This is a genomic window from Prochlorococcus sp. MIT 0701, from assembly GCF_000760295.1.
Classification (GTDB): Bacteria; Cyanobacteriota; Cyanobacteriia; order PCC-6307; family Cyanobiaceae; genus Prochlorococcus.
The window spans coordinates 66,648-92,217 of record NZ_JNBA01000029.1; the positions used below are offsets into that span (position 1 = coordinate 66,648).

The 25,570-nt window shown below is 53.4% G+C and carries 25 protein-coding genes, 1 tRNA gene and 1 pseudogene; 9 read left to right on the forward strand and 18 right to left on the reverse strand.

Features of this window, described 5'->3' with window-relative positions; genetic code table 11:
• Positions 1–163: 163 nt before the first annotated feature.
• Entirely contained in the window at positions 164–340 is a 177-nt protein-coding gene (locus EV12_RS07865) for a hypothetical protein (RefSeq protein WP_236072629.1), read from the reverse strand.
• A gap of 30 nt (positions 341–370) precedes the next feature.
• Positions 371–631, reverse strand: coding sequence for a hypothetical protein (locus EV12_RS07870; protein ID WP_036914225.1), 261 nt, complete (start codon positions 629–631; stop codon positions 371–373).
• A 900-nt stretch (positions 632–1,531) separates the two neighbouring features.
• Here EV12_RS07870 and EV12_RS07880 point away from each other — a divergent pair.
• Positions 1,532–3,235, forward strand: coding sequence for a protein adenylyltransferase SelO (locus EV12_RS07880; RefSeq protein WP_036914228.1), 1,704 nt, complete (start codon positions 1,532–1,534; stop codon positions 3,233–3,235).
• 189 nt (positions 3,236–3,424) lie between these two features.
• Here the strand turns inward: EV12_RS07880 and EV12_RS07885 are convergent, their stop codons facing one another.
• The 5 genes and pseudogenes from EV12_RS07885 to EV12_RS07905 form a co-directional block, all read right to left on the reverse strand.
• Positions 3,425–3,937 carry a hypothetical protein gene (locus tag EV12_RS07885; RefSeq protein ID WP_036914231.1) on the reverse strand — a complete coding sequence of 171 codons (513 nt, stop codon included), beginning with the start codon at positions 3,935–3,937 and terminating at the stop codon, positions 3,425–3,427.
• Between the two features lie 468 nt (positions 3,938–4,405).
• Complete coding sequence (locus tag EV12_RS07890) at positions 4,406–4,603, reverse strand: hypothetical protein (RefSeq protein WP_011825245.1); 198 nt, start codon at positions 4,601–4,603, stop codon at positions 4,406–4,408.
• A 90-nt stretch (positions 4,604–4,693) separates the two neighbouring features.
• A complete protein-coding gene (gene gluQRS / locus EV12_RS07895; RefSeq protein WP_036914233.1) occupies positions 4,694–5,614 on the reverse strand; it encodes a tRNA glutamyl-Q(34) synthetase GluQRS in 921 nt (306 codons plus the stop codon).
• 88 nt (positions 5,615–5,702) lie between these two features.
• Positions 5,703–5,978: an HU family DNA-binding protein gene (locus EV12_RS07900; protein ID WP_011130763.1), complete on the reverse strand. Its 276-nt coding sequence runs from the start codon at positions 5,976–5,978 to the stop codon at positions 5,703–5,705.
• Between the two features lie 159 nt (positions 5,979–6,137).
• Positions 6,138–6,794: pseudogene (locus EV12_RS07905) on the reverse strand (MBL fold metallo-hydrolase).
• 77 nt (positions 6,795–6,871) lie between these two features.
• On the opposite strand from EV12_RS07905, the gene EV12_RS07910 reads away from it, so the two are divergent.
• On the forward strand, positions 6,872–8,941 hold the full coding sequence (locus tag EV12_RS07910) for a glycogen debranching protein (protein ID WP_052039458.1): 2,070 nt from the start codon (positions 6,872–6,874) through the stop codon (positions 8,939–8,941).
• A 16-nt stretch (positions 8,942–8,957) separates the two neighbouring features.
• Here the strand turns inward: EV12_RS07910 and EV12_RS07915 are convergent.
• Positions 8,958–9,028, reverse strand: a tRNA-Gly gene (locus EV12_RS07915).
• 135 nt (positions 9,029–9,163) lie between these two features.
• Here EV12_RS07915 and EV12_RS07920 point away from each other — a divergent pair.
• The 4 genes from EV12_RS07920 (at position 9,164) to plsY (ending at position 13,149) form a co-directional block, all read left to right on the forward strand.
• Positions 9,164–10,519, forward strand: a complete 1,356-nt coding sequence (locus tag EV12_RS07920; protein WP_152562308.1) for an MFS transporter — start codon at positions 9,164–9,166, stop codon at positions 10,517–10,519.
• Positions 10,516–11,262 carry an MlaE family ABC transporter permease gene (locus EV12_RS07925; RefSeq protein WP_036914238.1) on the forward strand — a complete coding sequence of 249 codons (747 nt, stop codon included), beginning with the start codon at positions 10,516–10,518 and terminating at the stop codon, positions 11,260–11,262. The genes EV12_RS07920 and EV12_RS07925 overlap by 4 nt, the downstream gene beginning before the upstream one ends.
• A 163-nt stretch (positions 11,263–11,425) precedes the next feature.
• Positions 11,426–12,532: a DUF3086 domain-containing protein gene (locus EV12_RS07930; RefSeq protein ID WP_036914241.1), complete on the forward strand. Its 1,107-nt coding sequence runs from the start codon at positions 11,426–11,428 to the stop codon at positions 12,530–12,532.
• On the forward strand, positions 12,532–13,149 hold the full coding sequence (plsY, locus tag EV12_RS07935) for a glycerol-3-phosphate 1-O-acyltransferase PlsY (RefSeq protein ID WP_036914243.1): 618 nt from the start codon (positions 12,532–12,534) through the stop codon (positions 13,147–13,149). Before EV12_RS07930 ends, plsY begins: the two co-directional genes overlap by 1 nt.
• Here plsY and pyrF read toward each other — a convergent pair.
• From pyrF to EV12_RS07950, 3 genes are read right to left on the reverse strand one after another with little or no spacing between them, the layout of a single operon-like run.
• Positions 13,146–13,880 (reverse strand): orotidine-5'-phosphate decarboxylase, encoded by a 735-nt coding sequence (gene pyrF, locus EV12_RS07940; protein ID WP_036914310.1) that lies wholly within the window; start codon positions 13,878–13,880, stop codon positions 13,146–13,148. The genes plsY and pyrF overlap by 4 nt on opposite strands.
• Positions 13,881–13,903: 23 nt before the next feature.
• Positions 13,904–15,151, reverse strand: a complete 1,248-nt coding sequence (gene tyrS / locus EV12_RS07945; RefSeq protein WP_036914245.1) for a tyrosine--tRNA ligase — start codon at positions 15,149–15,151, stop codon at positions 13,904–13,906.
• A 59-nt stretch (positions 15,152–15,210) separates the two neighbouring features.
• Entirely contained in the window at positions 15,211–15,537 is a 327-nt protein-coding gene (locus EV12_RS07950) for a DUF1825 family protein (protein ID WP_036914246.1), read from the reverse strand.
• A 116-nt stretch (positions 15,538–15,653) separates the two neighbouring features.
• On the opposite strand from EV12_RS07950, the gene EV12_RS07955 reads away from it, so the two are divergent.
• The 3 genes from EV12_RS07955 to EV12_RS07965 all read left to right on the forward strand — a co-directional run bounded on the left by EV12_RS07955 (position 15,654) and on the right by EV12_RS07965 (position 18,606).
• Complete coding sequence (locus tag EV12_RS07955; RefSeq protein WP_036914313.1) at positions 15,654–16,379, forward strand: response regulator transcription factor; 726 nt, start codon at positions 15,654–15,656, stop codon at positions 16,377–16,379.
• 119 nt (positions 16,380–16,498) lie between these two features.
• Positions 16,499–17,095, forward strand: coding sequence for a hypothetical protein (locus tag EV12_RS07960; protein ID WP_036914316.1), 597 nt, complete (start codon positions 16,499–16,501; stop codon positions 17,093–17,095).
• Between the two features lie 38 nt (positions 17,096–17,133).
• Positions 17,134–18,606 carry a leucyl aminopeptidase gene (locus tag EV12_RS07965; protein ID WP_036914320.1) on the forward strand — a complete coding sequence of 491 codons (1,473 nt, stop codon included), beginning with the start codon at positions 17,134–17,136 and terminating at the stop codon, positions 18,604–18,606.
• A 298-nt stretch (positions 18,607–18,904) separates the two neighbouring features.
• Here EV12_RS07965 and EV12_RS13230 read toward each other — a convergent pair whose 3' ends face one another.
• The 7 genes from EV12_RS13230 to EV12_RS07995 all read right to left on the reverse strand — a co-directional run bounded on the left by EV12_RS13230 (position 18,905) and on the right by EV12_RS07995 (position 25,524).
• Positions 18,905–19,117, reverse strand: coding sequence for a hypothetical protein (locus EV12_RS13230; RefSeq protein ID WP_072014297.1), 213 nt, complete (start codon positions 19,115–19,117; stop codon positions 18,905–18,907).
• A 112-nt stretch (positions 19,118–19,229) separates the two neighbouring features.
• On the reverse strand, positions 19,230–19,901 hold the full coding sequence (gene msrA / locus EV12_RS07970) for a peptide-methionine (S)-S-oxide reductase MsrA (RefSeq protein WP_036914249.1): 672 nt from the start codon (positions 19,899–19,901) through the stop codon (positions 19,230–19,232).
• Complete coding sequence (gene lpxB / locus EV12_RS07975; protein ID WP_036914252.1) at positions 19,898–21,076, reverse strand: lipid-A-disaccharide synthase; 1,179 nt, start codon at positions 21,074–21,076, stop codon at positions 19,898–19,900. Before lpxB ends, msrA begins: the two co-directional genes overlap by 4 nt.
• Positions 21,076–21,927 carry an acyl-ACP--UDP-N-acetylglucosamine O-acyltransferase gene (lpxA, locus tag EV12_RS07980; protein ID WP_036914254.1) on the reverse strand — a complete coding sequence of 284 codons (852 nt, stop codon included), beginning with the start codon at positions 21,925–21,927 and terminating at the stop codon, positions 21,076–21,078. The genes lpxB and lpxA overlap by 1 nt, the downstream gene beginning before the upstream one ends.
• A 5-nt stretch (positions 21,928–21,932) precedes the next feature.
• Positions 21,933–22,388 (reverse strand): 3-hydroxyacyl-ACP dehydratase FabZ, encoded by a 456-nt coding sequence (gene fabZ / locus EV12_RS07985; protein WP_193742183.1) that lies wholly within the window; start codon positions 22,386–22,388, stop codon positions 21,933–21,935.
• Entirely contained in the window at positions 22,385–23,242 is an 858-nt protein-coding gene (gene lpxC / locus EV12_RS07990) for a UDP-3-O-acyl-N-acetylglucosamine deacetylase (protein WP_036914257.1), read from the reverse strand. The genes fabZ and lpxC overlap by 4 nt, the downstream gene beginning before the upstream one ends.
• Positions 23,242–25,524 (reverse strand): BamA/TamA family outer membrane protein, encoded by a 2,283-nt coding sequence (locus EV12_RS07995; RefSeq protein ID WP_036914260.1) that lies wholly within the window; start codon positions 25,522–25,524, stop codon positions 23,242–23,244. The genes lpxC and EV12_RS07995 overlap by 1 nt, the downstream gene beginning before the upstream one ends.
• Positions 25,525–25,570: the final 46 nt, after the last annotated feature.

The window sequence follows — 25,570 nt, forward strand, 5'->3', positions numbered from 1 at the left end:
TATTTCTCATTGATTAAGGCCCCAATAGAGGAGTAGCATCGAGACACGACACTCCTCACACAAGTTTGTCGTTATAGGGCGCTGCTCGATGAGGGCGCCTTTTTCATGGTTTTGCCATGCCTAGCCATGTGCCTTAGACGAGGGAGTGGCGTCAGCTGTGTGTTTAGTCTTGCTCTTCCTCTACAGCATCAAGTACACGCGATGCCCATATCGCATCAATAATCGCTAGCAGGGAACCGGATGCATAGAACACACGCCAGAACTGTTCATCAGACATGACCGAGAGGGTGAGCATGAGCACGCACAGAACGACATCGATCACAACCGCGCGCCAGATCATCTTTGGTTCCCAAAAGGGCTTTTTGTCCACTTAGTTCCTGTATTTGTTATCTGGGCTTACGGGGTTAACCACCTTGGCATCACAGGTGAAGCCTCCATCCGCGTTGGCAGTGCAGTTTTCTGGATCAATGCTGGTCTTTTCATTGACCAGCGGCTGGTTGCTCTTGCGCCGAAAGTACACCTCACTCTCTTGAGACTGTGAAACCAATTGCTCAGACTGATTGCTGCATGCCATCGCAGGGGTGCACATCAGAACTGCTGCCGCTGCAGCTGTTGTCAACGAGCGAACCATGTCTTGGTGATTGCGTCAGGCGCAGCCTAGTGACGATTCAACGGAGACGGAAAGGGGTCACAGTGTCAATTTTGGTCAGACAAAAGAACCAAAATCCTGTTAAAGGTCGTGAACCAACAGGCTGCCCCTTTGTTAACGGTGGAGTGCACCCCCCTAATCGCTACGCATCTCAGGGAAACAGCTGGTAATTCGGATCAGTTCCCTTACTTGCTCTTGATCGTATGAAGACAAGGTTGTCCCAGGTACCCCACTGCCTTCTACTAGCCCTGCCGCTTTCATTTTTTTCCTGATCAAAGCTTTCCTCTCAGAGCTCGTCATCGCTTTGAAGCGTGCTCTTCTTTCTTGTTTACCCATAGGGTGTAGACCTCAGCAGTGATGGGAGACAGGTCTTCTCTCTGTATACGGTGGCATTCAAATCAAAAGGCGTCTCCTTCAGGCATCCCACACCAAGCCAGTACCCCCGATAACGAATCGAGCGGGTAAGGGCTGGATTCAGCAGACAGAAGGCAATTGCATTGCTATATCTAGAAGTGCTGTTTAAGCATGAGTGAGCTGGATGATTCTCCACTACATTCTTTTTGATATCCCTCCTTTCTTTTGGAACGTTCTTCTTGCAGGCTCAATAGTGTTATTTGGTGCAACGTGTTCCCGCATCCTGTATGTGAAGACAGCACACCTCTACCCACCAAAAAAGCAAAGGGCTTAAAGCCATTAGAAGAGTAATCGCTGAATACTAAGGTGGGTTGATGCCTAAATCAGGCTTAGCAGCCCACTGCAGCAAAACGAATTTCAAGAAAACACACTAGAGCAGTTCCTTCGGCGCAACGTTTTTGCTTATACGCTGGTGTTCAAAACACATAGAGGACCGTTGCCGGACCTCCTAAGTCACTTTTAACAAGAATGTCGCATCCATCTGAATCATCTGCTGCTCCCTGCATAACGACAGTCGATGAGTTTGAGAAGCTGGCCGATTATTCTCTGATGGATAGCTTAAATACTGACCCTGATGCCAGGGTAGATGGTGATGATCACCTTGCCCGGCAAGTCTTTTCTGGTCATTTCGTACCTGTAACACCAACGCCGCTTAAAAACCCAGAATATGTAACTCATAGCAGCACATTTTTTAATGAACTTGGTTTGAACAACGAGCTGGCGTTTAATGAAAAATTTTGCAAGTTATTTTCAGGTGATCTCTCTACTACGCGTGAGCCTATGCGACAGGTTGGCTGGGCAACTGGTTATGCACTATCGATTTATGGCAGAGAATACACCCAACAATGTCCATTTGGCACTGGTAATGGATATGGCGATGGCCGAGCGATATCTGTATTTGAAGGAATCATTAATGGCAAACGCTGGGAAATGCAATTAAAAGGTGGCGGCCCAACGCCTTACTGCCGTGGCGCCGACGGACGCGCAGTACTACGTTCAAGTGTGCGGGAATTTCTAGCGCAAGAATATATGCAGGCCTTAGGTGTTCCAACATCGCGTTCGTTAACACTCTATGTTTCTAAATCTGAGACAATCACCCGCCCTTGGTATTCTCAAGACTCCCAATCCACCGACCCTGATATTTTGGTGGAGAATCCGGTTGCAATTTCAACTCGCGTAGCACCATCCTTTTTACGAGTTGGTCAACTAGAATTATTTTCGCGTCGTGCTCGCAGCAATACTCATCCAAGAGCATTAGAAGAGTTGCGCATGATTGTGTCGCATTTAATTGAACGAGAGTACAAAAATAACATCAATCAAAACCTTGCTTTTGCAGTTCAATTGGTGGAGTTGGCGCGGCTATTTCGTGATCGCCTTACTTTATTAGTAGCAAATTGGCAACGCGTTGGTTACTGCCAAGGCAATTTCAACAGTGACAATTGCGCCGCTGGTGGCTTCACCCTCGACTATGGACCATTTGGATTTTGTGAAATCTTTGATCCAGCATTTCAGCCTTGGACTGGCGGCGGTGAACACTTTTCATACTTCAATCAACCAATCGCGGCGGAAGCAAATTATCATATGTTTTGGAAAGCTTTAAGGCCGCTACTCGAAGAAGACGCTAAAGCCTTAAAAGAGTTTGACCAAGTGCGTGATGGCTTTGAACAAGCCATGGATAAACAAATCCAAAAAATGTGGGCAGCAAAGCTTGGCTTGAAAGAATACAATTCCAATCTATTGGAGGAATTGTCGCAGTTAATGATCAATTCAAAAGTGGATTACACGATCTTCTTTCGCGAGCTATCTCATATACCCAATGATTTGTCAGCATTAAAAAAGAGCTTCTACATCCAAACTTCACAACAAATCGATGAGCAATGGCAATCTTGGCTGCAAAGCTGGCGCGACATCGTACTTAACAACGGCAATTCAACAGAGACATCAAAAAAAATGAAACTGACCAATCCAAAATATACTTGGCGAGAGTGGTTAATTGCCCCTGCCTATCAGCAGGCCGAAGAGGGCAACTATTCCTTAGTGAAAGAGCTGCAAGAAGTGCTAAGCCATCCTTATGATGAGCAATCAAAAGAAATAGAAGATAAATATTATCGCCTAAAACCTAAGGTATTCTTTAATGCTGGTGGGATATCGCACTATAGCTGTTCATCTTGAGGTGAAATAAAAACTGAACCATTGGAATCATAAATTTCATGCGAGAAAAAGCTTTAGTCATTGACTCACAAAAAAGCAGTGAATTCATTATCAGTGAGCTGATGGATCTCGACCCAGAATTGAAAGTCTATTCAAGTCATTGATAGCTAGCCGCCCACGAGCAGAACATGAAATCTCCTGATCAGTGAATCATCTAGCAGTAATCGGGCCAATCAAGTTGCTATTAGTTCGATTCACATTTCCATCACTTGTAGAAACAGTCAGGACGGCCATCAGAGAACGTCCTAGATCGTCGCTTCCAAGCTGATAGGTGGTTTCAGAAGTGTTCGCTACAAGCTGCCAATGTCCGTTACCTTTGCGGCGATACCAGTGAATGTGAACCGATTCAATGGCGTCACCATCCAGCATCAGGTCCGCCTTCAGCAGTTGTCCTTCAAGAGCATCTCCTTCCAAAACAAAACGACTTAAGCCTTCGATGTTTTGTTCGACCTGCTCTTCAGACTTTTGATCCTCTGAAATGCGACCTTCTAAAACATGAATCTGTTCCTGAGGGGAAGCAGTTAGCCCAGGAACGCACTGAAGACTGCCATTCTCAAGTCGGCATCCGGGCAGCATGCCTTGTGCCTGAGCTCCCTGCCATCCCAGGCTTAAAGCCACCACAGACATAAGGGAAACACACTTGCTTCGAGAGGTTGGGCTCATTGATTCCAACTGAATGTCACTTCACGTTGGCAGCCCCAAGCCGATGGTCAATGCCTTCTCATCAACTGATGCGAGGTGATTGCCTCGTAGCCGCATCACACCAACCAACGCCCTCTGATTGAGCGAAGATCGAAATTCCAATGCCATTGAGACTCGCCTGGCGAGGAACTCTTCTTCTTGCTTCTAGTTCTTTCTTGCAATTACTCACAAGCGTTTTAAAAATCCGGCCAACCTAGTGTCAATTAGAAACACCCTTGGCGTGCATAGAGATACGACTGGCGAAAGCATTTCAAGTGCTTGATAGCTCCACTGAGCGTTGTCGATAACATCAAGGAACTAGAGCTCCATTGACTTCAACTCTCAACTCATACTTGTCTTAATGCACAACATTGATGTATTGATCAACCTTCCTCTTTCTTAAGGGAGCTGCATAGTCTTAATCGCTTGCAAAAGCTTAAATACTCTCGATCAGCTCGCCACAGGAGCAGCAATAGGAGTCTTGATCGTCTGCTCTGCTTGAAGATCTCCACCTGGAGACTGCAACGGGTAACGAGTGTTCAGCTCTTCTATGACGCTCCCCTGGCCAAGACAGTCCAAGCAGGTACGAAACCTCAGGTGACTGATGCGTTGAATGCCACTACCTCCGCAGTTAGGGCAGATCGACATTGATTGTGTGCATTAAGTGACCATTTATTTTCATACATTTTTGCGATTACGATCCCGAAGGATTCGTTAAGAATTAGAGCCGTTGCGCCTTTAAGGTTTCAGCACGCTTTTCAGAACCCCCTCCTTCTTCTTCAACTCACTCAACAACTCCCCTGCCGTGAGTTCAGCACCAAAAGGAACAAGGCTCTGGCTAGCAGCAAGCCAGCCCACCACATGGGAAGGACCAAGTCCCTCGGAACGCAGGCTGTCCAAACCAACATCTCCCTCTCGCTTGGCCAACTTTCTGCCTTGGTCATCACACAACAACGGCACGTGGCGATAGATCACAGGCCGCTCTGAAATCGCATTGATCAAAGCGAGCTGTGCATTCATGGCCTCAAGCAAGTCTTCACCGCGTACCACCTCGCTAATCCCGAGAGTCAGTTCATCAACAACCGTCGCCAAGTGATAAGCGATAAAACCATCAGCGCGCCGCAAAATCACGTCCCCACTGGTATGGGAGAACTCTTTGCTCACCCTTAAACGCCAACTGGGCAGCCTGCCCTCATGCCACCCCCAAAACAGCTCCAGATCTCGACACGTGCCTGGGTAAACCAAGTGCCGCCCAGCTGGTGCTGAGATGTCAGCCAACATTCGCCGGCTACATCGACAGGCATACAACTTCCCCTGGCGCCGCAGAGCCGAGAGGAAAGAGTTGTAAAGCCCACGGCGGCGGCTCTGAAACACCACGGGGCCATCCCAATCAAGGCCTAGCCAGTGCAAATCCTGCTGCAAGCTCTCAACCGCTCCAACGCGATTGCGAGGCTGATCCAGGTCATCCACCCGCAACAGCCAAGCCCCATTAGCCAAGCGCGCTTGCAACCAAGACACCAGAGCCGTACGCAGATTGCCCAGGTGTAATGGTCCCGTCGGAGACGGGGCAAACCGACCCCGATAGCCCTGATCCCTAAGGCGCTGCCCCGCTTCCATCTGCTCATACAGATGATCAGGCAGTTCAGAGGACGTGGCCATTGAATCAATGGGAGGAGCCCTGACTCAGTAGGCCCACAAATAAAAGGCGGCCTTGACGACCGCCCGTCTGCAAACAAGGGCTAAAAAATCAGCCCTGAACGCGATCTTTGAACATCTTGCCTGCGGTAAAGGCAGGAACACGCTTGGCAGGGATCTTGATCTTCTGCCCTGTCTTGGGGTTTAGACCCTGACGAGCGGAACGATCACGAGGCTCGAAGGATCCGAAGCCAAGGATGGAGACCTTCTTCCCCTCCACTACGGAATCGATGATGGTATCGATGGCAGCATCCACCACCAAGGAGACATCTGTTTTCGTTAGCTCAGTGCGGGCTGCGACGAGGTTGACCAGGTCAGCTTTGTTCATAGGAAAGGGGTGATGGTACGGAAACTGTTCAGTGACAGAGCAGAAGACGAAATCCGTCCCTGCTATCCCGATTCGCGCTAATCGTATGGACTCAAGCCGCTGCCGGCAACCGAAAGGGACCGTGGCGCAACGCTTTATACGAAAATTGAACAATTTGATTCACTGATTTGCCTGCAATTTCCAGGCATCCCATGGGGCCAACCTCTCTCCTCGGAGGGCACCAAGGGGAGCACCAGAAGCCAGTACAGGCCTTGAATCTGAAGGAATCCATTGGCGCAATTTTTGCAAGCTTTTGAGCTGGCGAGGCCAATGAAAAGTCCGCCGATGTGCCAATGGAGCCAATTGAACAAACGCGACAGGAATCAACAAACGTCCACAGAAAAGTACGTTCCAAGGATCAGGAGCAAAAACCACACAGCTCCCTGGTGTTGGCCCAGGCGTCCAAAGCAGCCGCAGCCCCGCAGCGGTGGTGTGTTGGTCAATAAAGCTGTCCAGCGAAGTCAGCCCAGGCAGGAGATAAACCTCCTGCTACTGCACCAATACAGGCCATCCAAGTGCATCCTGAAACGCACGCACCCTGCCATGCCCCTCTCGATTAGTCAGCAAGATCCGGGCCGTGCGCCCCGAGGCGAGTTGTTTTAGTGCCTCAAGAGTGGTTGTCGTTAAAGGCGGACAGTCGATTAAGACGGGTTCGGGGTCACATCCCAGCCACCAGGCTGTCCCCCCGTCACAGTCTCGATTGGGTGGGAAAACCCAGAGGGGCCCGCTCAGCTGCTCTGGAGGATTGCCCGACTCCAATGCTTGGGACAACGTCATGACATTGTGAAACGGGCTGAACTTCTTCGCTTGTGCCCAATGCTTTCTGCCTCGCCGCAGGCACAGCTGTAAGCAAGATGCATCTCGGCACTCCTTGGCCCCTGGGCAGCACGATCACGACCAGAGGCGTCAATTTCTCTGTGGCCGCCCCAACTGCAAAGCGCGTGGAGCTGCTGCTGTTTGCCGATGCAAATGACACGCAGCCAGAGCACATCCTCGAGCTCCAGCCTTGCCATCGATCCGGCGACTACTGGCATGTTGAGGTGGAAGGATTGCAAAGTGGCTGCTGTTATGGCTATCGGATCTTCGGCCCCCAAAACCCTGGCAGCCATAGCTTTCACCCCTCCAAGGTGCTTCTTGATCCCTGCACAAGAGCCATCAGTGGCTGGGACATCTATCAAAGAGAACAGGCCAAGGGATCGTCGCCAAATATCCAAGCCTGCCTAAAGGGAGTGGTGTGCGAACGAGAACATTTTGACTTCGCATCCCATCCACGCCCCAGGACCCCATGGAACCGCAGCGTGATCTACGAACTGCATGTAGGGGGATTCAGCAGCGGCCCGAAATCAGAGGTAACACCTCAGCGCCAAGGCACCTTCCTGGGACTCATTGACAAACTTTCCTATCTGCGACAACTGGGTATCACAGCCATAGAGCTGCTACCTATTTTTGCTTTCGATCCCTCTGATGCTCCAACGGGGCGGGACAACTACTGGGGCTACAGCCCTCTGAACTGGTTCACTCCCCATCCCAAATATGTTCATGGTGACGATCCATTGCAGGCTCGCCAACAAGTCCGCGAGCTGGTTGCGGCCTGTCATGACGAGGGTATTGAAGTCATCCTTGACGTGGTCTACAACCACACCACAGAAGGCAGCCTTGATGGCCCCACACTCAGCTGGCGAGGCTTCAGCGATGCTCTTTATTACCACCAAAACGACCGTGGCGAATACCTGGATGTAAGTGGTTGTGGCAACAGCATCGCCGCCAATCGTTCAATCGTGAGGCAGCTGATTCTCGAATCGATGCGTTGCTGGGCCATCGAACTAGGAGTCGATGGCTTCCGCTTCGATCTAGGGATCGCCCTGAGCCGAGGCGAAGGCCTAAAGCCACTCGAACACCCTCCCCTCTTTGAAGAGATTGAAGCTGATCCAGAGCTCAGCGATTTAAAACTGTTTAGCGAGCCATGGGATTGCGGTGGCCTCTATCGACTCAGCGATTTCCCAGCACAACGAATCGGAACATGGAATGGCCATTACCGAGATGATCTACGTGCCTTCTGGAAAGGAGACGAGGACAGCGCCTGGAGGATGGGACAACGCCTAAGAGGAAGTGCTGATCTCTACAAAGGTGAACCAGCTCCGCTGGGACGTTCCCTGAACTTCATCACTGCACACGATGGCTTCACCCTCAATGACTTGGTGAGTTTCAACCGCAAACACAACCTCGCCAATGGAGAGAGCAACCGCGACGGTGAAAATCACAACAACAGCTGGAACAACGGCATTGAAGGCCCCTGCAGTGACCATGCCGTGCAGGCCCTCCGCCATCGCCAGATGCGCAATCTGATCGCCACCCTGCTGCTTTCAAGAGGAGTGCCAATGCTGTTGATGGGAGATGAAGTGGGCCGCAGCCAGGGGGGTAACAACAACAGCTGGTGTCAGGACAACCCTCTCGGCTGGATGCTCTGGAACCCTGAACAATGCGACATGGATTTGCACCTCTTCGTCAGCAGGCTGCTCATGATTCGCCAGCAACTTTCGGAACTCTTTTGTCCCATCAATCACCCCCCTGAAGAGATGCCCGTAGGTCTTCAGCAGAGTCCAGAGGATCTCTGGCTGCAATGGCATGGCGTTGAGATCGACAAGCCCGACTGGGGCAGCTGGTCCCATACCATCTGCTACAGCCTGAATCGAGGCTCCAGCGGTGCCGTGATGTGGATGGGCTTCAACGCCTACAGCAAAGCCATGCACTTTGATCTGCCTGAACCGACTTCTGCGTGGCATCTCCTCCTGGACACAGCATGTCCCAGCCCAGATGATCTACCCGCAAGAGCTAATGCATGGACTCCAGGGGACATTGATCTGCAGGACCGCAGCATGTTGATCTTGCTGGCAGGGGAATACGCCTCAAAGCTCAAGCTCTGAAAGGCAAAATCAAAAAAGCGGGCGGCGGGAATCGAACCCGCGTCATCAGCTTGGAAGGCTGAGGTCTTACCACTACACAACGCCCGCACTAGTACAACAGAACCATCACAATAAGCGAAGTGGGTCTGCGGTTCAGTGCCCCTGCATTATGACCTTGCGCATCCCCCTTTTTGCAGCTTGACGACATCCACAGCGCTTCAAGGGGGATCACGCCGTCGGCTGATGATCTCCTATGGCCTTGGCGATGCAGGAACCGGGCTGGCAGCAACTCTGCTCGGGTTCTACCTATTCGTCTTCTTCACCGGGACCGCCGGGCTGCCTGCAATTGTTGCCGGCTCACTGCTGATGGTGATCAAGCTCTGGGATGGGATCAATGACCCAATGATCGGCTGGCTGAGCGATCACACCCAAACTCGTTGGGGCCCAAGGATTCCCTGGATGCTTGGCGCAGCACTGCCCCTCGGCATCAGCCTGGCCGCCATGTGGTGGGTTCCTCCCGGAGACGTTGCCCAGAAAACGACGTACTACATCGTGATGGCGATTCTGCTGATGACCGCCTACACCGGCGTCAATCTGCCTTACTCCGCCCTTTCCACAGAGCTCACAGAAGACACATCTGTGCGCAACCGTCTTAACGCCGCCAGATTCACCGGATCAATCATCGCTGGTGCAAGCGGCTTAATTGTGACTCCTCTACTGCTGGTCAACGGTGCCAACGGTTACTTGGCCATGGGCCGCATCACCGGCACAATCGCGGCTTTAGCCACCCTCGCCTGCTGCTGGGGGCTGGCCCCTTTCACAAAAACCGCCAGGCGCCCCCGTTGCCATCACGAGCCCCTAAGTCGACAGCTTGTGAGGATCATCAGCAACAGACGCTTCCTCCAAGTTCTGGGGCTTTACCTGTTGCTCTGGTGCGCTTTGCAGTTGATGCAGCCAGTTGCTCTGATCTACCTGGTCCAGTTGATGCGCGTACCCGCAGAACTGGCCACCTGGATGTTGCTGCCCTTCCAGCTCTGCGCCCTGATCGGCCTTCAGGTCTGGAGCATGTATGCCAATCGTCATGGGCGTCTCCGGGCCCTGTTCTGGGGTGGGTGTCTATGGATCGCTGCTTGTGTTGTTTCGATGCTGCTCCACCCCCTCTCCGCTGATGCATCCCTCGCCAACCTCTGGTCTACAGCAGGCACTGATGGTCTGAGATTGATGGCTCTGTTGGCCACCATTGGCACGGTGGGATTTGGAGCCGCAACTGCTTATCTGATCCCTTGGTGTCTGCTACCAGATGCAATTGATGCTGACCCTGACAAGCCAGCAGGCCTCTACACCGCCTGGATGGTGCTGGTTCAGAAAATCGGTATTGGCCTGAGCATCCAACTGCTCGGCGTACTGCTTTCACTATCTGGCTATCGCTCAGTAGCAGAAGCAGGCGGAGCACTGAGCTACACGGTTCAACCAGAATCCGCTCTGATCACCATTCGCATGTGCATGGGATTCATTCCCGCCGTGCTTGTGGCTCTGGGTCTTGTGGTGATGCGAGGCTGGCCCGAAAGGAACTCTCACAACCAAGCAGCCACGTCATGACGACACCTCGCTGGCTGAAGCGACTGGGCAGCAGCCTCATCATCGGAGGCCAGGCAGTTGCCGCCACCGCCCGAGGTCGTATCAACAAGGTCGACCTCTTCGATCAGCTAATGGAGGCCGGTCCAGGCAGCTTCCTGATTGTGCTGATCACAGGCTTAGCTGCAGGAACGGTCTTCAACATCCAGGTCGCCGCAGAACTGAGTAGACAAGGTGCTGGATCCACGGTGGGAGGGATTCTCGCCATTGGTATGGCAAGGGAAATCGCCCCTCTCCTCACCGCAACGCTGCTCACCGGCAAGGTAGCCACGGCCTATGCAGCTCAGCTGGGCACCATGAAGGTCACCGAGCAGATCGATGCCATCACCATGCTGCGAACCGAACCTGTTGAGTACTTGGTGGTTCCAAGAGTGATCGCCATGGTGGTCATGGCACCGGTGCAATGCCTTCTGTTCTTCGGTATAGCCCTCTGGAGCGGCCAGGTCAGCAGCACCAATCTCTATCAAATCCCACCAGAGGTCTTCTGGAATTCCGTACGCACCTGGCTGACTCCGGATGATCTGCCATTCATGCTGATCAAATCATTGGTGTTCGGCCTTCAGATTGCTGTTCTCTCTTGCGGGTGGGGTCTCACAACGCGTGGCGGTCCAAAAGAAGTTGGAACCAGCACCACTGGCGCCGTTGTGATGACTCTGGTCACTGTGTCTTTGATGGATGTGTTGCTCACCCAGATTCTTTTCAGCTGATGTCTTCAAGGTCCACACACAAACGCGCAGCTATTGACAAATCCTGCTTGCCCCCATATCGCTCCAAAATCAGTGATGGGTCCAAACCGGCCCTCTCTCATCAACTCCCCAAACAGACCCAACATCTCTCCTGAGAGCAATAGCACCACTGCCTGCCTGGTTCATGCCTGAAGCCGACCTCCCCCTACGCAAACAGCCTCCCCCTAGGCAGCCTTCTCCTGAACAGCCTGCGCCTGAACAGCTTTCTCCTGAACAGCCTTCCAGAGAACAGCCTTCCAGAGGACAGCCTGCGCCTGAACAACCTTCACCTGGACAACCTTCACCTGGACAGCCCTCGCAAAGACAGCCCTCAAGCAATTCAGCGGACTCTCAATCCGATGACCTAGCTGCTGCTCAAGACAAACCAGATCTTGATCCACTCCTGCAAGTGGCCTTGACGGAGCTGCAGCAACGTCGCGATCAACTCGAAGAAGAAATCAAAGACCTCTCCAACCGCAAATCCCAACTGGAAAAGGAGCTCAGCAGTTCCTTCGCTGGCCAGTCCGATGCTATTGCCAGACGGGTCAAAGGCTTCCAGGACTACCTCACAGGCGCTCTGCAAGATCTGGCCCAATCAGTGGAGCAACTTGAACTGGTTGTGCAGCCTGTTGTGGTCCAACCTTCTCCCCTAGACCAACCCAAGTCAACGCCCGAGGCCGCAGCTCAAGACAACGCCCTAGCTGTTGCTGACACCTTTAAACCAGACGAAAACCTGATCCGTGAATGTCTGGAGCAATTTCTAAGTCAGCCAGACTTCTACGCCGATCCTTGGAAACTGCGACGCAGCCTTGATCCCAGGGATAAAGAACTTCTAGAAGACTGGTTTTTCAATCAGGGTGGGCGAGGAGCACAGCCAAGCCGGAACAGCCGAACACGCAACATCCTTGTGGCTGCAGCCCTGATTGCCATCGTCGGTGAACTCTATGGCGACCGATTCCAAAGCCTGGTGCTTGCCGGCGAACCAGAGCGGCTTGGCGAATGGCGACGTGGCCTTCAAGATGCCCTTGGCCTCGCTCGAGAAGACTTCGGCCCAAGCAGCGGCATTGTTCTTTTTGAACGCGGCGAAGCTCTTGTAGAGCGCGCCGACCGACTTGAGGAACGAGGGGAAGTCCCGCTCATCCTGATTGATGCGGCCCAACGCAGCGTAGAGATCCCCGTGCTTCAGTTCCCGCTCTGGCTAGCCTTTGCAGCTGGGCCGCAAGAACGGTTCGAAGACGAAGAACTGCTCTAATGATTTTCAACTCTGTATTTGGGAGTCTTCTCTCCCTAGTCATGGGATATCTGCTGGGTTCACTGCCCAGCGGATATCTTGCAGCCCATTGGTTGGCAGGAATCGACCTGCGTGAGAAGGGTTCTGGATCAACCGGTGCCACCAATGTGCTGCGCCAGGTGGGTAAAGGTCCTGCCCTGGCCGTTTTCCTTGTCGATGTTGGCAAAGGCACAACCGCCGTACTGGTTGCTAGGGCACTTGAACTTGATGATGGCTGGCAAGTTGCAGCAGGTCTAGCAGCCTTGGCCGGTCACATCTGGCCTGTGTGGCTGAGATGGAAAGGTGGCAAAGCTGTAGCAACAGGTCTGGGGATGCTGCTAGGCATCTCCTGGCCTGTAGGGCTGGCCTGTTTCGGCATCTTCCTCACCGTGCTGAGCTTCAGCAGGATCGTGTCGTTATCGAGCATCATCGCCGCCCTCAGTTTGCCGTTGCTGATGATCTTGCGCTTTCAAGGCAACTCACCACCGGCTTATCTGGCGGTGGCCTTTGCAGCCATGGCAATGGTGGTGTGGCGACACCGCTCCAATCTGCAACGCTTGCTGGCGGGCACCGAACCTCGCATCGGTCAGTCCAGCTAACGCTGACGCTGTTCAAGCTCAAAGCAGCAGCGTGCAAACGCCTCTGCAGGATCAACAGCACGGGTAATCGGCCTGCCAATCACCAAACGTGAAGCTCCTGCATTCAGCGCCGCTGCAGGACTCATGACCCTGACCTGATCCGCCAATTCTGCCCCCGAGGGTCGAATACCAGGAGTCACCAACTCAAATGGCAAGGGATGAAGTCGGCGTAAGCCGCTGACTTCCCAGGGAGAACACACGCAGCCACCCAAACCTGACTCCGCTGCCAACTCAGCCAACCACTCCACCCTGGCCTGAAGAGGCTGAGGAATGCACAGCTCATTCGCTAGACGCTTCTCATCCCAACTGGTGAGCACAGTGACGGCCAACAGCGTGGGTGCTGGCAAGCCAACCTCCGCAGCCCCCTCGCAAGCAGCAGCCTGGGCTTCAGCCAGGGCAGCACGGCCAGCACAGGCATGCACCGTGATCAACTCAGCACCAAAGCTCGCCGCTCGGCGACACGCTCCTGCCATCGTGGCAGGGATATCGTGAAACTTGAGATCAAGAAAAATCCGCAACCCTTGCTCCCGTAGATCAGCCAAAACCTCTGGCCCCGCACTGACAAACAGTTCCAGGCCCACCTTGACCCAACTGACCTCTGGCATCTTTGAGCTGAATGCAAGGGCCTCAGCCCGCTCCATGCCATCAAGGGCAATGATCAGTTGATCGGCAGGAGTCAATGGCAAGGTCATCGCAGCAGGGGTTGGTCCTTCACTCAACGCGTCAAACGACGAAAGGTTTTCTTGCCCACTTGCAGCACCTTGCCCATCAGCATGCTGGAGTCAGTGAATTCCAAATTGGGATCGGTAATTTTTTCGCCATCCAGGCGTACCGCACCACCCTTGATTTGACGCCGAGCCTCGCTACTGCTCGCACAAAGGCCAATCGCACTTAGCAGATAAAAGGCCTTGGCCGGAAAATTCACATCCGCAAGCAACGCTTCTGGCACAGATGCAGCCTCATCTTGAGAGCCGGAAACCAATATGGCTGCATCATTCTGGGCTGCTTCAGCCGCCGCGATGCCATGACGGTTGGCCGTTACCGCAAGGGCCATGGCCTTCTGTCGTTCACGCGGATTGACAGGTAAAACTTCAGGGTCGAGATCGGTAAGCAAAACCACGTAACTGCTTACAAGGGCATCAGGGACCTTCTCCAATTTGGAATACATGGAAAGGGGGTCCTCATTCAGTCCGACTGTGTTAGCGAGGCTCTTGCTCATCTTTTGAACCCCATCCAGGCCAGCCAGAATTGGGAGTAGCAGCCCAAACTGAGGGCGCTGATCGAAATGACGCTGAAGATCCCGCCCCATGGCGACATTGAATTTCTGATCAGTCCCCCCAAGTTCCACATCTGCCTGCACCGCTACCGAGTCGTAACCCTGCAAGAGGGGATAAAGAAACTCATGCAGAGCTATCGGAATACCTGAGCCATAACGATTGCCAAAATCTTCTTTAGCAAGCATTTGCCCAACCGTGGCAGTGCCCAACAAAGCAATCACCTCGGGCAAATCCAAGTCAGCCAACCACTCAGTATTACGACGCACTTCCAGGCGCCCAGGGGTTGTGAAATCGAGCAGGGCCCTTTCCGCTGACTGCCCCTGACCCAGCTGTGCGAGATAGGTCTTCGCATTGGCCTCAACTTGCTCAGAGGTGAGCTGCACTCTGGTGCTGCTCTTGCCTGTGGGGTCACCGATTCGTGCAGTGAAATCGCCAATAATCAACACTGCTGTATGCCCCGCATCCTGAAAAGCTCTGAGTTTGCGAAACAGGATGCTGTGTCCCAGATGGAGATCACTACCAGTGGGATCAATCCCAAGCTTGATCCTCAGGGGTCGGTTTTGTTCTCGAGCCTCATCAAGACGAGTCGCAAGTTGCTGATCAGCATCCCCCCATTGGCCTGAAGGGAATAAGTCAGCCATGCCGCGCTTCAACCAGGCCGGCATGGTGATCGGCGTCTCCGGCATCGGTAGAGGATCTCTAGCTGAGCGGATCGTACGGGTAGCGAGTCAGCGAGTCATCACCTTCATCCAGAGTCTTGCTCAAGCTCTGCCTTCATCCGGGTCAAGGTCTGATTCATCTGCTCAAACATCTGCTCAGGCGTAATCCCGAACTGGCCCAACTGGGTGCGCAGCTGTTCAACAGTCATCTTTGCTTGAAAATCCTCGGAGAGCTCAAAACGCTTCATAAACACTCGATAGCGCTGCATCAACTCCTCCATGGTGTCGATGAACTTTTTTTTACCCTCCCGATCAAACTTTCCATATTCAGAACCGAGCTGCATCAGCTGTTGATAGTCGGTGAACAGCCGCTTGGCCTCCTCCTGAACAATCTCCGATTCAAAGAAGGCCATGAACGCCCTGGGCTTGTTGGTTGGAATTGTGCAAAATTATCGACGTCATAAACAGTGCGGATCAACGTAATCTCCACGATGAGGCTCTAACCGCTCCTGTTACCTGGTTGCAACCAGTGGACATCACTCCCCGGATCTCTTCTCTCCAGAGAACCAGTCAACAAAGCCATCCCCTTCTCCGTCGCAGTCGCACTGTTGTCGCCACAGCCGATCGCGTCTTAATCACAAGTTGGGTGGGCTGGTTTGATTGTCTGGGCCCCCTGGTGGGCGCTGCAACCGGTGAAAACGAGACCCTCAGTTGCTTGAAAAGCTCTGATGCAGATCTCCTGATTTGCACCGATCTACTGGAGAGCGGAAATGGCCCAAGCCTGGTCCGTAAAGCAAAACAGCTCAAGCCTGATCTCAAGGCCCTGATGCTGATTCAACGGCCTGTATTACGCACCCTGCTGGATGCAATCGAAGCCCATTGCGATGGCCTCTGTGCCCATGAGCTCGTAGGCAGTGGCACCCTGCTGGCGGCTCTAAGTGCAATCGAAAGCGATGGGACCTACTTAGACCGTGTGGTTGCAGGAGTTTTACGTCACGGTCGTCTCGGCAATGGCAAGACCAGCAGCCAAATCGACAGCCTCAGCTTGCGAGAGGGAGATGTGCTGCGAGGAATCTGTAAAGGGATGAGCAATCAGAACATTGCTGATGAGCTCTATCTCTCAATCGATACGGTGAAGAGCCATGTGCACAACCTGCTGCAAAAATTGCCAGCACGAGATCGCACCCATGCTGTGGTGGTGGCTTTTCGTGATGGGCTGGTGGAGTTACCTCAAAGACTGCCACGTTGGCAATAACGCTGCCTTCACTGACTCGGTAACGTCCGCCTGAATGAGCGATCTCCAAAGGTTGATTGGCCTCTTGCACTTTGAGCCACCAATCGCAACTCCAAAGCTTCCGCAAGGGTGATCAATCGATGGAAACCACGCGGGGTCAGGGCCACCTATTCCCAAACCAAGTTCTATCCGCAGGGCACGCCCCACGCCAGGAGCTCACTCTTAGTCGCGACCTTTTACAAAGCTGGCAGAGGCGCATTCAAGGTCATCAAGCCGATCTATTCCAAGGAGAGCCAGACATAGCTCGGCAGAACTCGCTGTTTTGTAGCGATCACGAAACAGTCATCGACCAATTGAAGCCCCTGCAGCTCACCCCCCTCCCCCTGAGCTTCTGGCGCTGGCCTAACAGCCCTCACCATGGCCCAGCCGTTTATCTGGTTATGGACCGTCCAGCAGACCTCAACACCCCCTTGTTGCTTTATGTGGGCGAAACGATTGCTGCAGATCGCCGCTGGAAGGGTGAGCATGATTGCAAGGCCTACCTGGCGGCCTATGCCGAAGCGCTTGCCAGGGCAGAACTAACAAGCCAACTCAGTATTCGTTTTTGGAGCGATGTTCCCGAGAGCACCAAAGCACGTCGACAGCTCGAGCAACAACTGATCCAGCGCTGGCTGCCACCGTTCAACAAAGAAACAAGAGCTCGCTGGAGTACCCCGTTCACAGCTGAATGCAGCTAAACGGCACGGCTAACATCGCGCCACCTCATCAACATCCCATGGAGATTTGCCTTTTTCCAGCAACCTTGCAGAGCTGGACTGGCGATGTGCTCATGGTGGGCATGTTTGAGGGAAAGATGGAGGACGGTTTAAACGAGCTGGAAACACTCTGCAAAGGCTCTCTTGTGCAGAGCCTTGAGAAGCAGATGTTCAAAGGTAAATCCGGAGAAATCGCCACCATCCAACTGCTCCAAAACAAGCCAAACCTGCTGGTGCTCGTAGGGCTCGGAGAACCCCAGAAATTGATGCTGGATGACCTTCGTAAGGCGGCTGCCCTGGGAGCGAAAGCAAGCCTCGGATGCAGTGGAACCCTGGGCATGATGCTCCCCTGGGAGCCCTTGGATTCGGCATCTGCCGCAAGGGCCGTCGCAGAAGCCGTTCGCCTTTCCCTTTACAAAGACCTCCGCTTTCGCAGTGCACCTGAGCCCCGCTCTATCCCAACAAAACTGGAGCTCATTGGTCTACCCGACTCAGCCGGCAAAGATCTTCAAGCCGTTCACCCCATCTGTGCGGGAGTGGAGCTAGCGAGGGAGCTGGTTGCGGCTCCCCCCAACAGTCTCACCCCTGCGGCCCTCGCCCAAACGGCGATTCAACTTGCCCACGAACACGGCCTCGAGTGCACTGTGCTGGAGCGGTCCGACTGCGCCGAACGGGGAATGGGTGCCTACTTAGCAGTCTCTCAGGGTTCCGATCTGGAGCCAAAATTCATTCACCTCACCTATCGGCCTCAAGGACCAGTTCAACGACGACTGGCCCTTGTAGGCAAGGGACTGACCTTCGATTCCGGTGGATACAATCTTAAGGTTGGGGCTGCCCAGATCGATCTGATGAAGTTCGACATGGGCGGCAGCGCAGCTGTACTTGGAGCCGCCCGAGCGATTGCAGAACTGCGACCCAAAGGAGTGGAAGTGCATGTGATCGTGGCAGCATGCGAAAACATGGTGAATGGATCCGCTGTCCATCCAGGAGACATCGTGCGTGCTTCGAACGGCACGACCATCGAGATCAACAACACCGATGCCGAAGGCCGTCTGACCCTTGCCGATGCACTGGTGTACGCCTGCGAACTCGAACCAGACGCAATCGTGGATTTAGCCACGCTTACAGGGGCTTGCGTTATCGCACTTGGCGATGAGATTGCTGGCCTTTGGACAGGCAATGATCACCTGGCTGAAGGCCTCACCGCTGCCGCCGAGGCGGCCGGCGAAGGCCTTTGGCGCATGCCGTTGCGTAGCTCCTATCGAGAGGGTCTCAAGTCGATCCTCGCTGACCTCAAAAACACAGGGCCTCGTCCTGGCGGATCAATTACCGCGGCCCTTTTCCTCAAAGAGTTTGTTGAGGCTTCCATCCCATGGGCCCACATCGACATCGCCGGAACGGTCTGGTCTGAAAAGGGCCGTGGCCTCGATCCCTCTGGTGCCACCGGCTATGGGGTTCGCACTTTGGTGAATTGGATTTGTAGTCAGTCTTGAGTCAAGAGGCTTTGCATTCAACTCAGCGAAAAACGAGTTGAGGAAGTCATCACAACACGAGCACAAAGCTGATCGCTAAAGGTCGCGCAGGGTTAGCAATGCTCATGCCTAGCGCTAGCAACCTATGCAGAAAATTGATCAGCAAAGAGTTTTCGCTTGCTTGATCAAAATTGGGCCCCTTGATTTTGATGCGGGACCTTGAACTGGCTTGAATCACTACAGACAGTTACCTGATCTTGGACAGCGATCTCATCAAGGAAGCCGTGGGCATCAAAGCCAGAGGGAAAGACCGCCTAAGTCATGAGGCTGCAACATTCATCGCCCGACTCCTGGCATGAATCCGCACAGGGAGTGAAAGGGTATTGGGGCATTCCAACGCATGAATCTGCCAACGTGCCCGTTCAGAGAAAGACTCCAAAACCCTTTCCAAGTCATCGGAAGCCTGCTTCGGAGAGGGGTACGGGCCAACATGACGAGTCACTAGTCCATCCTTAACCGTCAGCAGATACATACATCACCTACTTAAATCACGAATAGATGGTAAGCAACTTTTTCAGGAGGAGGGATGGGTGGAAACCCGCATCTTCACTGCGAACTACCCAATTCCAAAGGCCATGCTGATTTTATTTTTTCCTTAGATTTGCTTGATCTGTGCGCTGCCATGGCAGGTCGGTTCGTGCGTTGTCTCCCCATAGCTGATCTAGGCGACGGTCGCGGCCACAGCTATATCGATAGAAGTTGTATTTGATGCTATTGAGCTCAGCGTAATTCTGGTGGTAGTCCTCAGCCAACCAGAATTCGCTTAAAGGTTTGATCTCAACTCTCAGATTGCTAATCGGCTGGGCCAGCTCCAAAGCCGCAGCATCAGCACTCTCACGAGCCTCGCTGTCCTGCTGATCATCTCGAGTGAAGATCACAGGTCGATAGGAGTCGCCTTGATCACAAAATTGGCCATCACCATCAAGAGGGTCAACATTGCGCCAATAGCTGCGTAGAAGCTCGGCATAGCTGATTTGAGCGGCATCAAATCGAACCCGTACGGCCTCTTGATGACCTGTGGTCTTAGAACTCACTTGGCGGTAGGTGGGGCGAGGTAAATCACCACCTGTGTAACCACTCTCAGCAGAAATCACACCGGTTAATCCCTCCAGATCATGCTCAAGACACCAGAAGCAGCCCCCGGCAAAAACGGCTTCCTCGACTGACGCCAAAACTTGAAGCGGTAAGCCAAGTAAGGCAACACAAAGAAGGATGGCAATCCACCATCTCCGCAAAGGTCGAAACGTTGTCTTCATGTCTTGGTTAAATCAAGGATTTCCTTGGCTGCCCTATCGGTAACACCTGGAACGCCAAGCGTCTGCCGCAATCGCCGATAGCCCTCGAGCATCTCATTACGCTGGGCAGGATCCTCCAATAAAGGGATAGCTGCCTGCACAAGTGCTTCTGCAGTCAACTCATCCTGCAGTAATTCCGGCACAAGCCGTTCCCTCAGCAACAGATTCACTGGCGAGATATGGTCCACCCGAAAGCGCAAAAAGTGTCGAGCCACAAATGCTGTGATCCGACTCACCTTGTAGCCCACCACCTGGGGAACGCCACGCAAGGCCAGCTCCATATTGACGGTGCCTGATTTGCTGAGGGCAAGATCAGCCGCCGCATAAAGCATTGGTTTGAGCTCATCGGCCTGCTGAGCAGAAAGGACGCGCCCTCGGACTGCCGCTGCCTCAAGAGCCTCCTGCAAAGACTTCTCAAAACTGGCTAATCCTGTAGGAACAATCACCTCAAGGGATGGGTCACGCTGCTGAAGCAGAGCTGCTGCCTTGGCGAGAGTGGGCATCAAGTAACGAAGTTCCTGTTGCCGAGAAGCCGGTAAAAGCAACAACAATCGTTGACCAGGCTTCAAGCCAAGCCGCTCACGCGCCTGCTGACGATCAGGCAGCACGCTCACCGTATCGAGTAACGGATGACCGACCCAAGTCACCTTGGCACCCCGCTGGGAATAGAACTCAGCTTCAACGGGAAAGATCGCCAAAATTCTGTCGGTGAAACTCAACAGCTGAGTGGTGCCGCCATCGCCAAAACGCCAAGCCCATTCCTGAGGAGCGATGTAGTAAATGATCGGCACCTTGGGAAACCAACGCCGCAACTTGTGCCCCAGACGAATGTTGGCCCCCATGTAATCGATCAGCACCACGGCATCGGGTGGTCGCTGCTTGAGCACGTGATCCACTCGAGACTGAAGTCGCAAGGTGGGTAGCACCAGAGGAAGGGCCTCCCAAAGTCCAATCGCCCCCATCGGAGCCGTATCAGCAAGCAGTTCTGCACCAGAAGCCTGCATGCGAGGACCTCCAAGGGCCATCAACTCAAGCGGTAAGCCTCTTGATTCAACCTCCCTTTGGAGAGCTTGAATCAAGAGACTTCCCTGCAAATCACCAGAGACCTCGCCAGTGCTGATCAGCAGGCGCACCATCAGCGACTTAAAGGCGTCGCGGGCATAGGGCCGCGACGTCCCTTCTCAATCGAGGCCTCCAGAAAGGCACAGAGGTGTTCAGCCGCTGGCATCAACTGCTCTTGTCGAGCAAGCCGCAAACCCTCAACAAAGACATGGTCAGATCGAAACAGCAGGTTCCAAATCTCCTGCAACTGGCCAAGGTCTCCTCCCTCTTGAGTCTTAAGACCACTGCGCCGCAGGCCAACGCGATTAAGACCCCTCAATCGGCCTGGATGCCCTTCGGCGAGGCAGTACGGGGGTACATCGCGATCAACCCTTGTCATGCCTCCAACCATGGCAAGACTGCCAATGTGAACGAATTGGTGAATTCCCAAGCAGCCGCCGATCACGGCCCGGTCTTCGACCACGACATGACCAGCTACTTGAATTCCATTCGACATCACAATCCCACTGCCCAGCTCACAGTTGTGACCAAGGTGGCAATAGGCCATCAACAAGTTTTGATCACCGATCCTGGTCTGTTCCCCTTCCTCCGTGGCCCGGTTGATGGTGACGTATTCCCGAATTGTGTTGGCATCGCCAATCACCACCTCTGTGGGTGCGCCGCGATATTTGAGATCCTGTGGCTCAAGACCAAGGCAGGCGCCGGGGAAAACCCGGTTATTGGCGCCAAGGGTCAAACGGCCATCGAGCACCACATGGGGACCAATCCAGGTGTCAGGACCAATCTTGACGTCAGGTCCAATCACTGCTCCCGGCCCAACAATGACACCGGAAGCGAGCTCAGCACGAGGATCCACCACAGCCGCAGGGTGAACCTGAGCCTTTGTTTCGGCAGTGATCGCTGAGAGTTTGCGCACCTCGCTCATGATCCTCAGTCCACCAAGGAAAACATCAACTCACCAGAGCAAACCAGCTGGCCCTCAACCCTGGCTTCCCCCCTGACCTTGCCAAAGCGCTGCCGCTTCAAGCTGAGCAGTTCGCAGCTAATCGTGAGCTGATCTCCTGGCACCACCGGACGGCGGAAACGAACTGCATCGATACCTGCAAACACGAATAACCCCTTGGGCAGATCTGGCATCTGGGCCACGATCAAACCACCCACCTGGGCCATCGCCTCAACAATCAAAACCCCAGGCATCAGAGGACGGCCAGGGAAATGACCCTGGAACTGAGGTTCATTGAGGGTGACATTTTTGATCGCAACAGCCCGCTGGCCAGGTTCATGGAGCACCACACGATCAACCAAAGCAAACGGGTAACGATGAGGCAGCAGCCCCATAATCTGCTCACTTGTCAACACGGCAGCATTAGGAGAGGGATCGGTCAAGAGACAGTGACAGGACAGACGGCAAGGAGAGCATTCGCCAGATCGTTATGGAGTCCATGGGACCCCCGATAGACGAGAACCTGAGCCTGAGGGAATCCCACAAGTGCAAGGTCTCCAATCAAGTCCAAGAGCTTATGGCGCACTGGTTCATCAGCAAATCGCAGTGGAGGATTCAACCAGTGATCACCATCACAAACCAAGGCATTGTCTAGGGCACCCCCCTGGATGAGTCCCGCCGCCAGGAGCTGATCCACCTGTTCGCGAAACCCAAATGTTCTCGCCGGAGCAATCTGTTCAGTAAACCCCTGTGGAGTGAGCTCAATCGCCAGCATCTGATGACCAATAGCAGCTTGTGGGAAATCAATCACGCCAACAACATTGAAGCGCTCGGCAGGTGTCGCTGTGATCACACTGCTACCGCGATGACACACCAAAGCACGCTCAAGCACGAGCGGATCTGGACGAGGGGTTGCAGCAGGAGTAAGGCCCACCTCTGCTATCGCCTCCACCCAGCCCAGAGCTGAACCATCAAGAAGCGGTATTTCCTCACCACCAACCTGGATCTCCACATGGGTCAAACCACAGCCCGCCAAGGCCGCAAGTAGATGTTCCACCGTGCCTAAATGGCGATCGCCCAGTTCCAAAGTGGTGCAAAGCGGACTATCGCGAACCTGATGTGGCCCCAAAGTGACTGGTGGGTCGCTGTTGTCTAGCCAGGAGACATGGAAGCCAACTTGCGCCGAAGGCTGTAAACGCACTTCGGCGACCTCCCCACCATGAAGCCCAATCCCTCGTCTTGAGACAGCTCCGCCTAGGGTCCAAGCACGGTCATAACTCGTGGGCCAAAAAGCCACTAGAACTTCCAGCCGACCCCGAGATTAAAGCGCCACTCATCGGTGAAATCCTGTGTTGCCACCTCAAGGCGCAATGGCCCTACTGGAGTGGTAACAATCAGACCAGAACCGATCGAGAAACCAGAACCAGGCTTGTCGAGAAGTTTGCCTGGCTTACCAGGAACATTCTCTTGGGAACCTAAATCAGTACCGCCATCAATGAAAACCTCACCAGAGACGATATTCCAAATCGGGAATCGATATTCAATCGTCGCTTCAACAAAGCTTCGTCCCACAGATAAATCACAATCACTCCAACCTCTTACGGAATTAGATCCACCAAGACAGAAAGCCTCATAAGGAGGCAGCTCGCCTAAAACTGTGCCTGCCTTAACCTGAAAAGCAAGAGCTTGAGGACAATTTTCTGGTTCCCCTGGCTTTGGACGGCAGCCCTTGGCAAGCTTCAACCAATTGACTGGGATGAAATGTGTATAGCTAGTCCGAAGCCGGTTAAAGGTCGGTGAATGCTCCCCAATAGATACAAATTGCTCTGTGCCAAAACTAAAGAAGTTGCCAGAGGTTGGATTACGAGGGTCATTCAAATTATTGTAAGTAGCCGCGACTCTTACACCAAGAAGATTGTTTTCATCTGCACAATCAAAGGCGATACAAATCACATCATCATCAGGCACACGGCCATGCTTAATGTCATCACTTGCGACGCCATAAGGACGGCTATCACCGGAGAAGTTGATCGGCCGAACCTTTTGAATATTCAAACCAGCCAAGACATTCCATGGCGCCTTCTTGTAAGGGTCGCCTCCATTTAGAGGCCTTGCAAAAACTATATTGCCGCCAATTCTTTGCAAGGCAACAGAATTACCCTCATAGTCAAACCAGCTGTCCTGTGGATATTCACTCTCAGCCTTTGAAACGGAATCAAATTTGCGCCCAGCAGGATTATTGTGCTTATTGATTTGATAAGCGTGGCTTGAATTGCCATCATAGTAATCTTTAACGGTGCGAATATTGCCATTATTTTGGCTCTGAAAAACCTGCGGCACCTCACGACTTAAGAATAAAGAGGTGCGGAATGACGTGCGGTGAGCATCGCCCTTAATCCATGGATCGGTAAATGTAATGCTCCCCAAGCCTCCATACTGACCGTAGGTAATGTTCAATGCCATATTCCAGGCACGACCAAGAAGATTGCTGTCCTGAAGTTGTATCTGGCCAAAAACACCCTGGCTCTGGCTATAACCCAGACCACCTGACAACGAACCGGTGGACTGCTCAACAATGCCAAGAATGATTGTCACATTGCCAGGTTCACCAGCAACCGGTTTCAGGGTGACTTTGACATCACTAAAAAGAGATGTGCCATAGAGACGCTTAATATCAGCCTCAAGCTGATTTCGATTAAACACCTCGCCAGGCTTGATTGATATCTCTCGTGTAATCACCCAGGGCTTGGTCTTGCCATTAATCGGCTCACCCTTGTCATCAGTGGTATCACCTTCCTTATTGAGGAACTGCACTTCCACCCCTGCCACAGTGCCCTGGATCACCTTGAGCTGCACTACTCCCTCTGGAGAAACGCGCGTGGGCCCGGTGACCCGAGCCAGGGAATAGCCCTCGTTTGCGTACCACTGCTGCAACTCCTTCATACGAGCCTGCAGTTCATTGAGATTGAGAGTTCTGCCGTAGTCGGGGCTGAATGTTTCCTCGATGACAGATTCAGAAAGCTCAACATCAGGTGGATCAAGTTCCACTTTGGTGAGCAATGGATTGGGTTGCACTTGCACCACGAGCTGAACCCCCAAAGGGCCGTCACTCGGCTCAATGCGCACATCAGAAAACCAGCCCGTGGAGTAAATCGCATCGAGATCACGTTTGAGCTCATCTCGAGTCACACGACTGCCGGGACGCACAACCATGGCGTCATAAGCGGCGAGTTCTACACGCTCTTGCTCTGGATGGCCTGTGATCCCTTCGATGATCACCTCGGTGATCAAGACACGAGGTTCCTCAGGCAGCTGATCAGATGCGTTGAGAGGCTGCTCTTGCTGCTCAACAGGTGTGACCTGAATCTGCTCCACTTCCAGGCTTTCCTCTACGACACCTTCAGGAGTGGCCTCCACCTGCACATCATCGTTAACCAAGATCTCCGTAGCTGGGGGCTGAGTGTCCTGCTCGGGTGTCTGAGCACGGGCAGGAGCAGCAAGAAGCGGCAAGGCCAGAACCAGGCCAAATGCACCTCGCCGCAATGCATCCGAGGGTCCGCTAGATAGGAAGCTGGCCATGGGAGATAGGAATCCGGCTACAAAGCCGCCAAATGTGCGCTGACAT

What these genes read in the sequence shown, in the direction of transcription:
- EV12_RS07865 (WP_236072629.1), bottom strand. Translation starts at nt 340, where the DNA reads ATGATCTGGCGCGCGGTTGTGATCGATGTCGTTCTGTGCGTGCTCATG.
- EV12_RS07870 (WP_036914225.1), bottom strand. Translation starts at nt 631, where the DNA reads ATGGTTCGCTCGTTGACAACAGCTGCAGCGGCAGCAGTTCTGATGTGC.
- EV12_RS07880 (WP_036914228.1), top strand. Translation starts at nt 1,532, where the DNA reads ATGTCGCATCCATCTGAATCATCTGCTGCTCCCTGCATAACGACAGTC.
- EV12_RS07885 (WP_036914231.1), bottom strand. Translation starts at nt 3,937, where the DNA reads ATGAGCCCAACCTCTCGAAGCAAGTGTGTTTCCCTTATGTCTGTGGTG.
- EV12_RS07890 (WP_011825245.1), bottom strand. Translation starts at nt 4,603, where the DNA reads ATGTCGATCTGCCCTAACTGCGGAGGTAGTGGCATTCAACGCATCAGT.
- gluQRS (WP_036914233.1), bottom strand. Translation starts at nt 5,614, where the DNA reads ATGGCCACGTCCTCTGAACTGCCTGATCATCTGTATGAGCAGATGGAA.
- EV12_RS07900 (WP_011130763.1), bottom strand. Translation starts at nt 5,978, where the DNA reads ATGAACAAAGCTGACCTGGTCAACCTCGTCGCAGCCCGCACTGAGCTA.
- EV12_RS07910 (WP_052039458.1), top strand. Translation starts at nt 6,872, where the DNA reads ATGCATCTCGGCACTCCTTGGCCCCTGGGCAGCACGATCACGACCAGA.
- EV12_RS07920 (WP_152562308.1), top strand. Translation starts at nt 9,164, where the DNA reads ATGATCTCCTATGGCCTTGGCGATGCAGGAACCGGGCTGGCAGCAACT.
- EV12_RS07925 (WP_036914238.1), top strand. Translation starts at nt 10,516, where the DNA reads ATGACGACACCTCGCTGGCTGAAGCGACTGGGCAGCAGCCTCATCATC.
- EV12_RS07930 (WP_036914241.1), top strand. Translation starts at nt 11,426, where the DNA reads ATGCCTGAAGCCGACCTCCCCCTACGCAAACAGCCTCCCCCTAGGCAG.
- plsY (WP_036914243.1), top strand. Translation starts at nt 12,532, where the DNA reads ATGATTTTCAACTCTGTATTTGGGAGTCTTCTCTCCCTAGTCATGGGA.
- pyrF (WP_036914310.1), bottom strand. Translation starts at nt 13,880, where the DNA reads ATGACCTTGCCATTGACTCCTGCCGATCAACTGATCATTGCCCTTGAT.
- tyrS (WP_036914245.1), bottom strand. Translation starts at nt 15,151, where the DNA reads ATGCCGGAGACGCCGATCACCATGCCGGCCTGGTTGAAGCGCGGCATG.
- EV12_RS07950 (WP_036914246.1), bottom strand. Translation starts at nt 15,537, where the DNA reads ATGGCCTTCTTTGAATCGGAGATTGTTCAGGAGGAGGCCAAGCGGCTG.
- EV12_RS07960 (WP_036914316.1), top strand. Translation starts at nt 16,499, where the DNA reads ATGGAAACCACGCGGGGTCAGGGCCACCTATTCCCAAACCAAGTTCTA.
- EV12_RS07965 (WP_036914320.1), top strand. Translation starts at nt 17,134, where the DNA reads ATGGAGATTTGCCTTTTTCCAGCAACCTTGCAGAGCTGGACTGGCGAT.
- EV12_RS13230 (WP_072014297.1), bottom strand. Translation starts at nt 19,117, where the DNA reads ATGTATCTGCTGACGGTTAAGGATGGACTAGTGACTCGTCATGTTGGC.
- msrA (WP_036914249.1), bottom strand. Translation starts at nt 19,901, where the DNA reads ATGAAGACAACGTTTCGACCTTTGCGGAGATGGTGGATTGCCATCCTT.
- lpxB (WP_036914252.1), bottom strand. Translation starts at nt 21,076, where the DNA reads ATGGTGCGCCTGCTGATCAGCACTGGCGAGGTCTCTGGTGATTTGCAG.
- lpxA (WP_036914254.1), bottom strand. Translation starts at nt 21,927, where the DNA reads ATGAGCGAGGTGCGCAAACTCTCAGCGATCACTGCCGAAACAAAGGCT.
- EV12_RS07995 (WP_036914260.1), bottom strand. Translation starts at nt 25,524, where the DNA reads ATGGCCAGCTTCCTATCTAGCGGACCCTCGGATGCATTGCGGCGAGGT.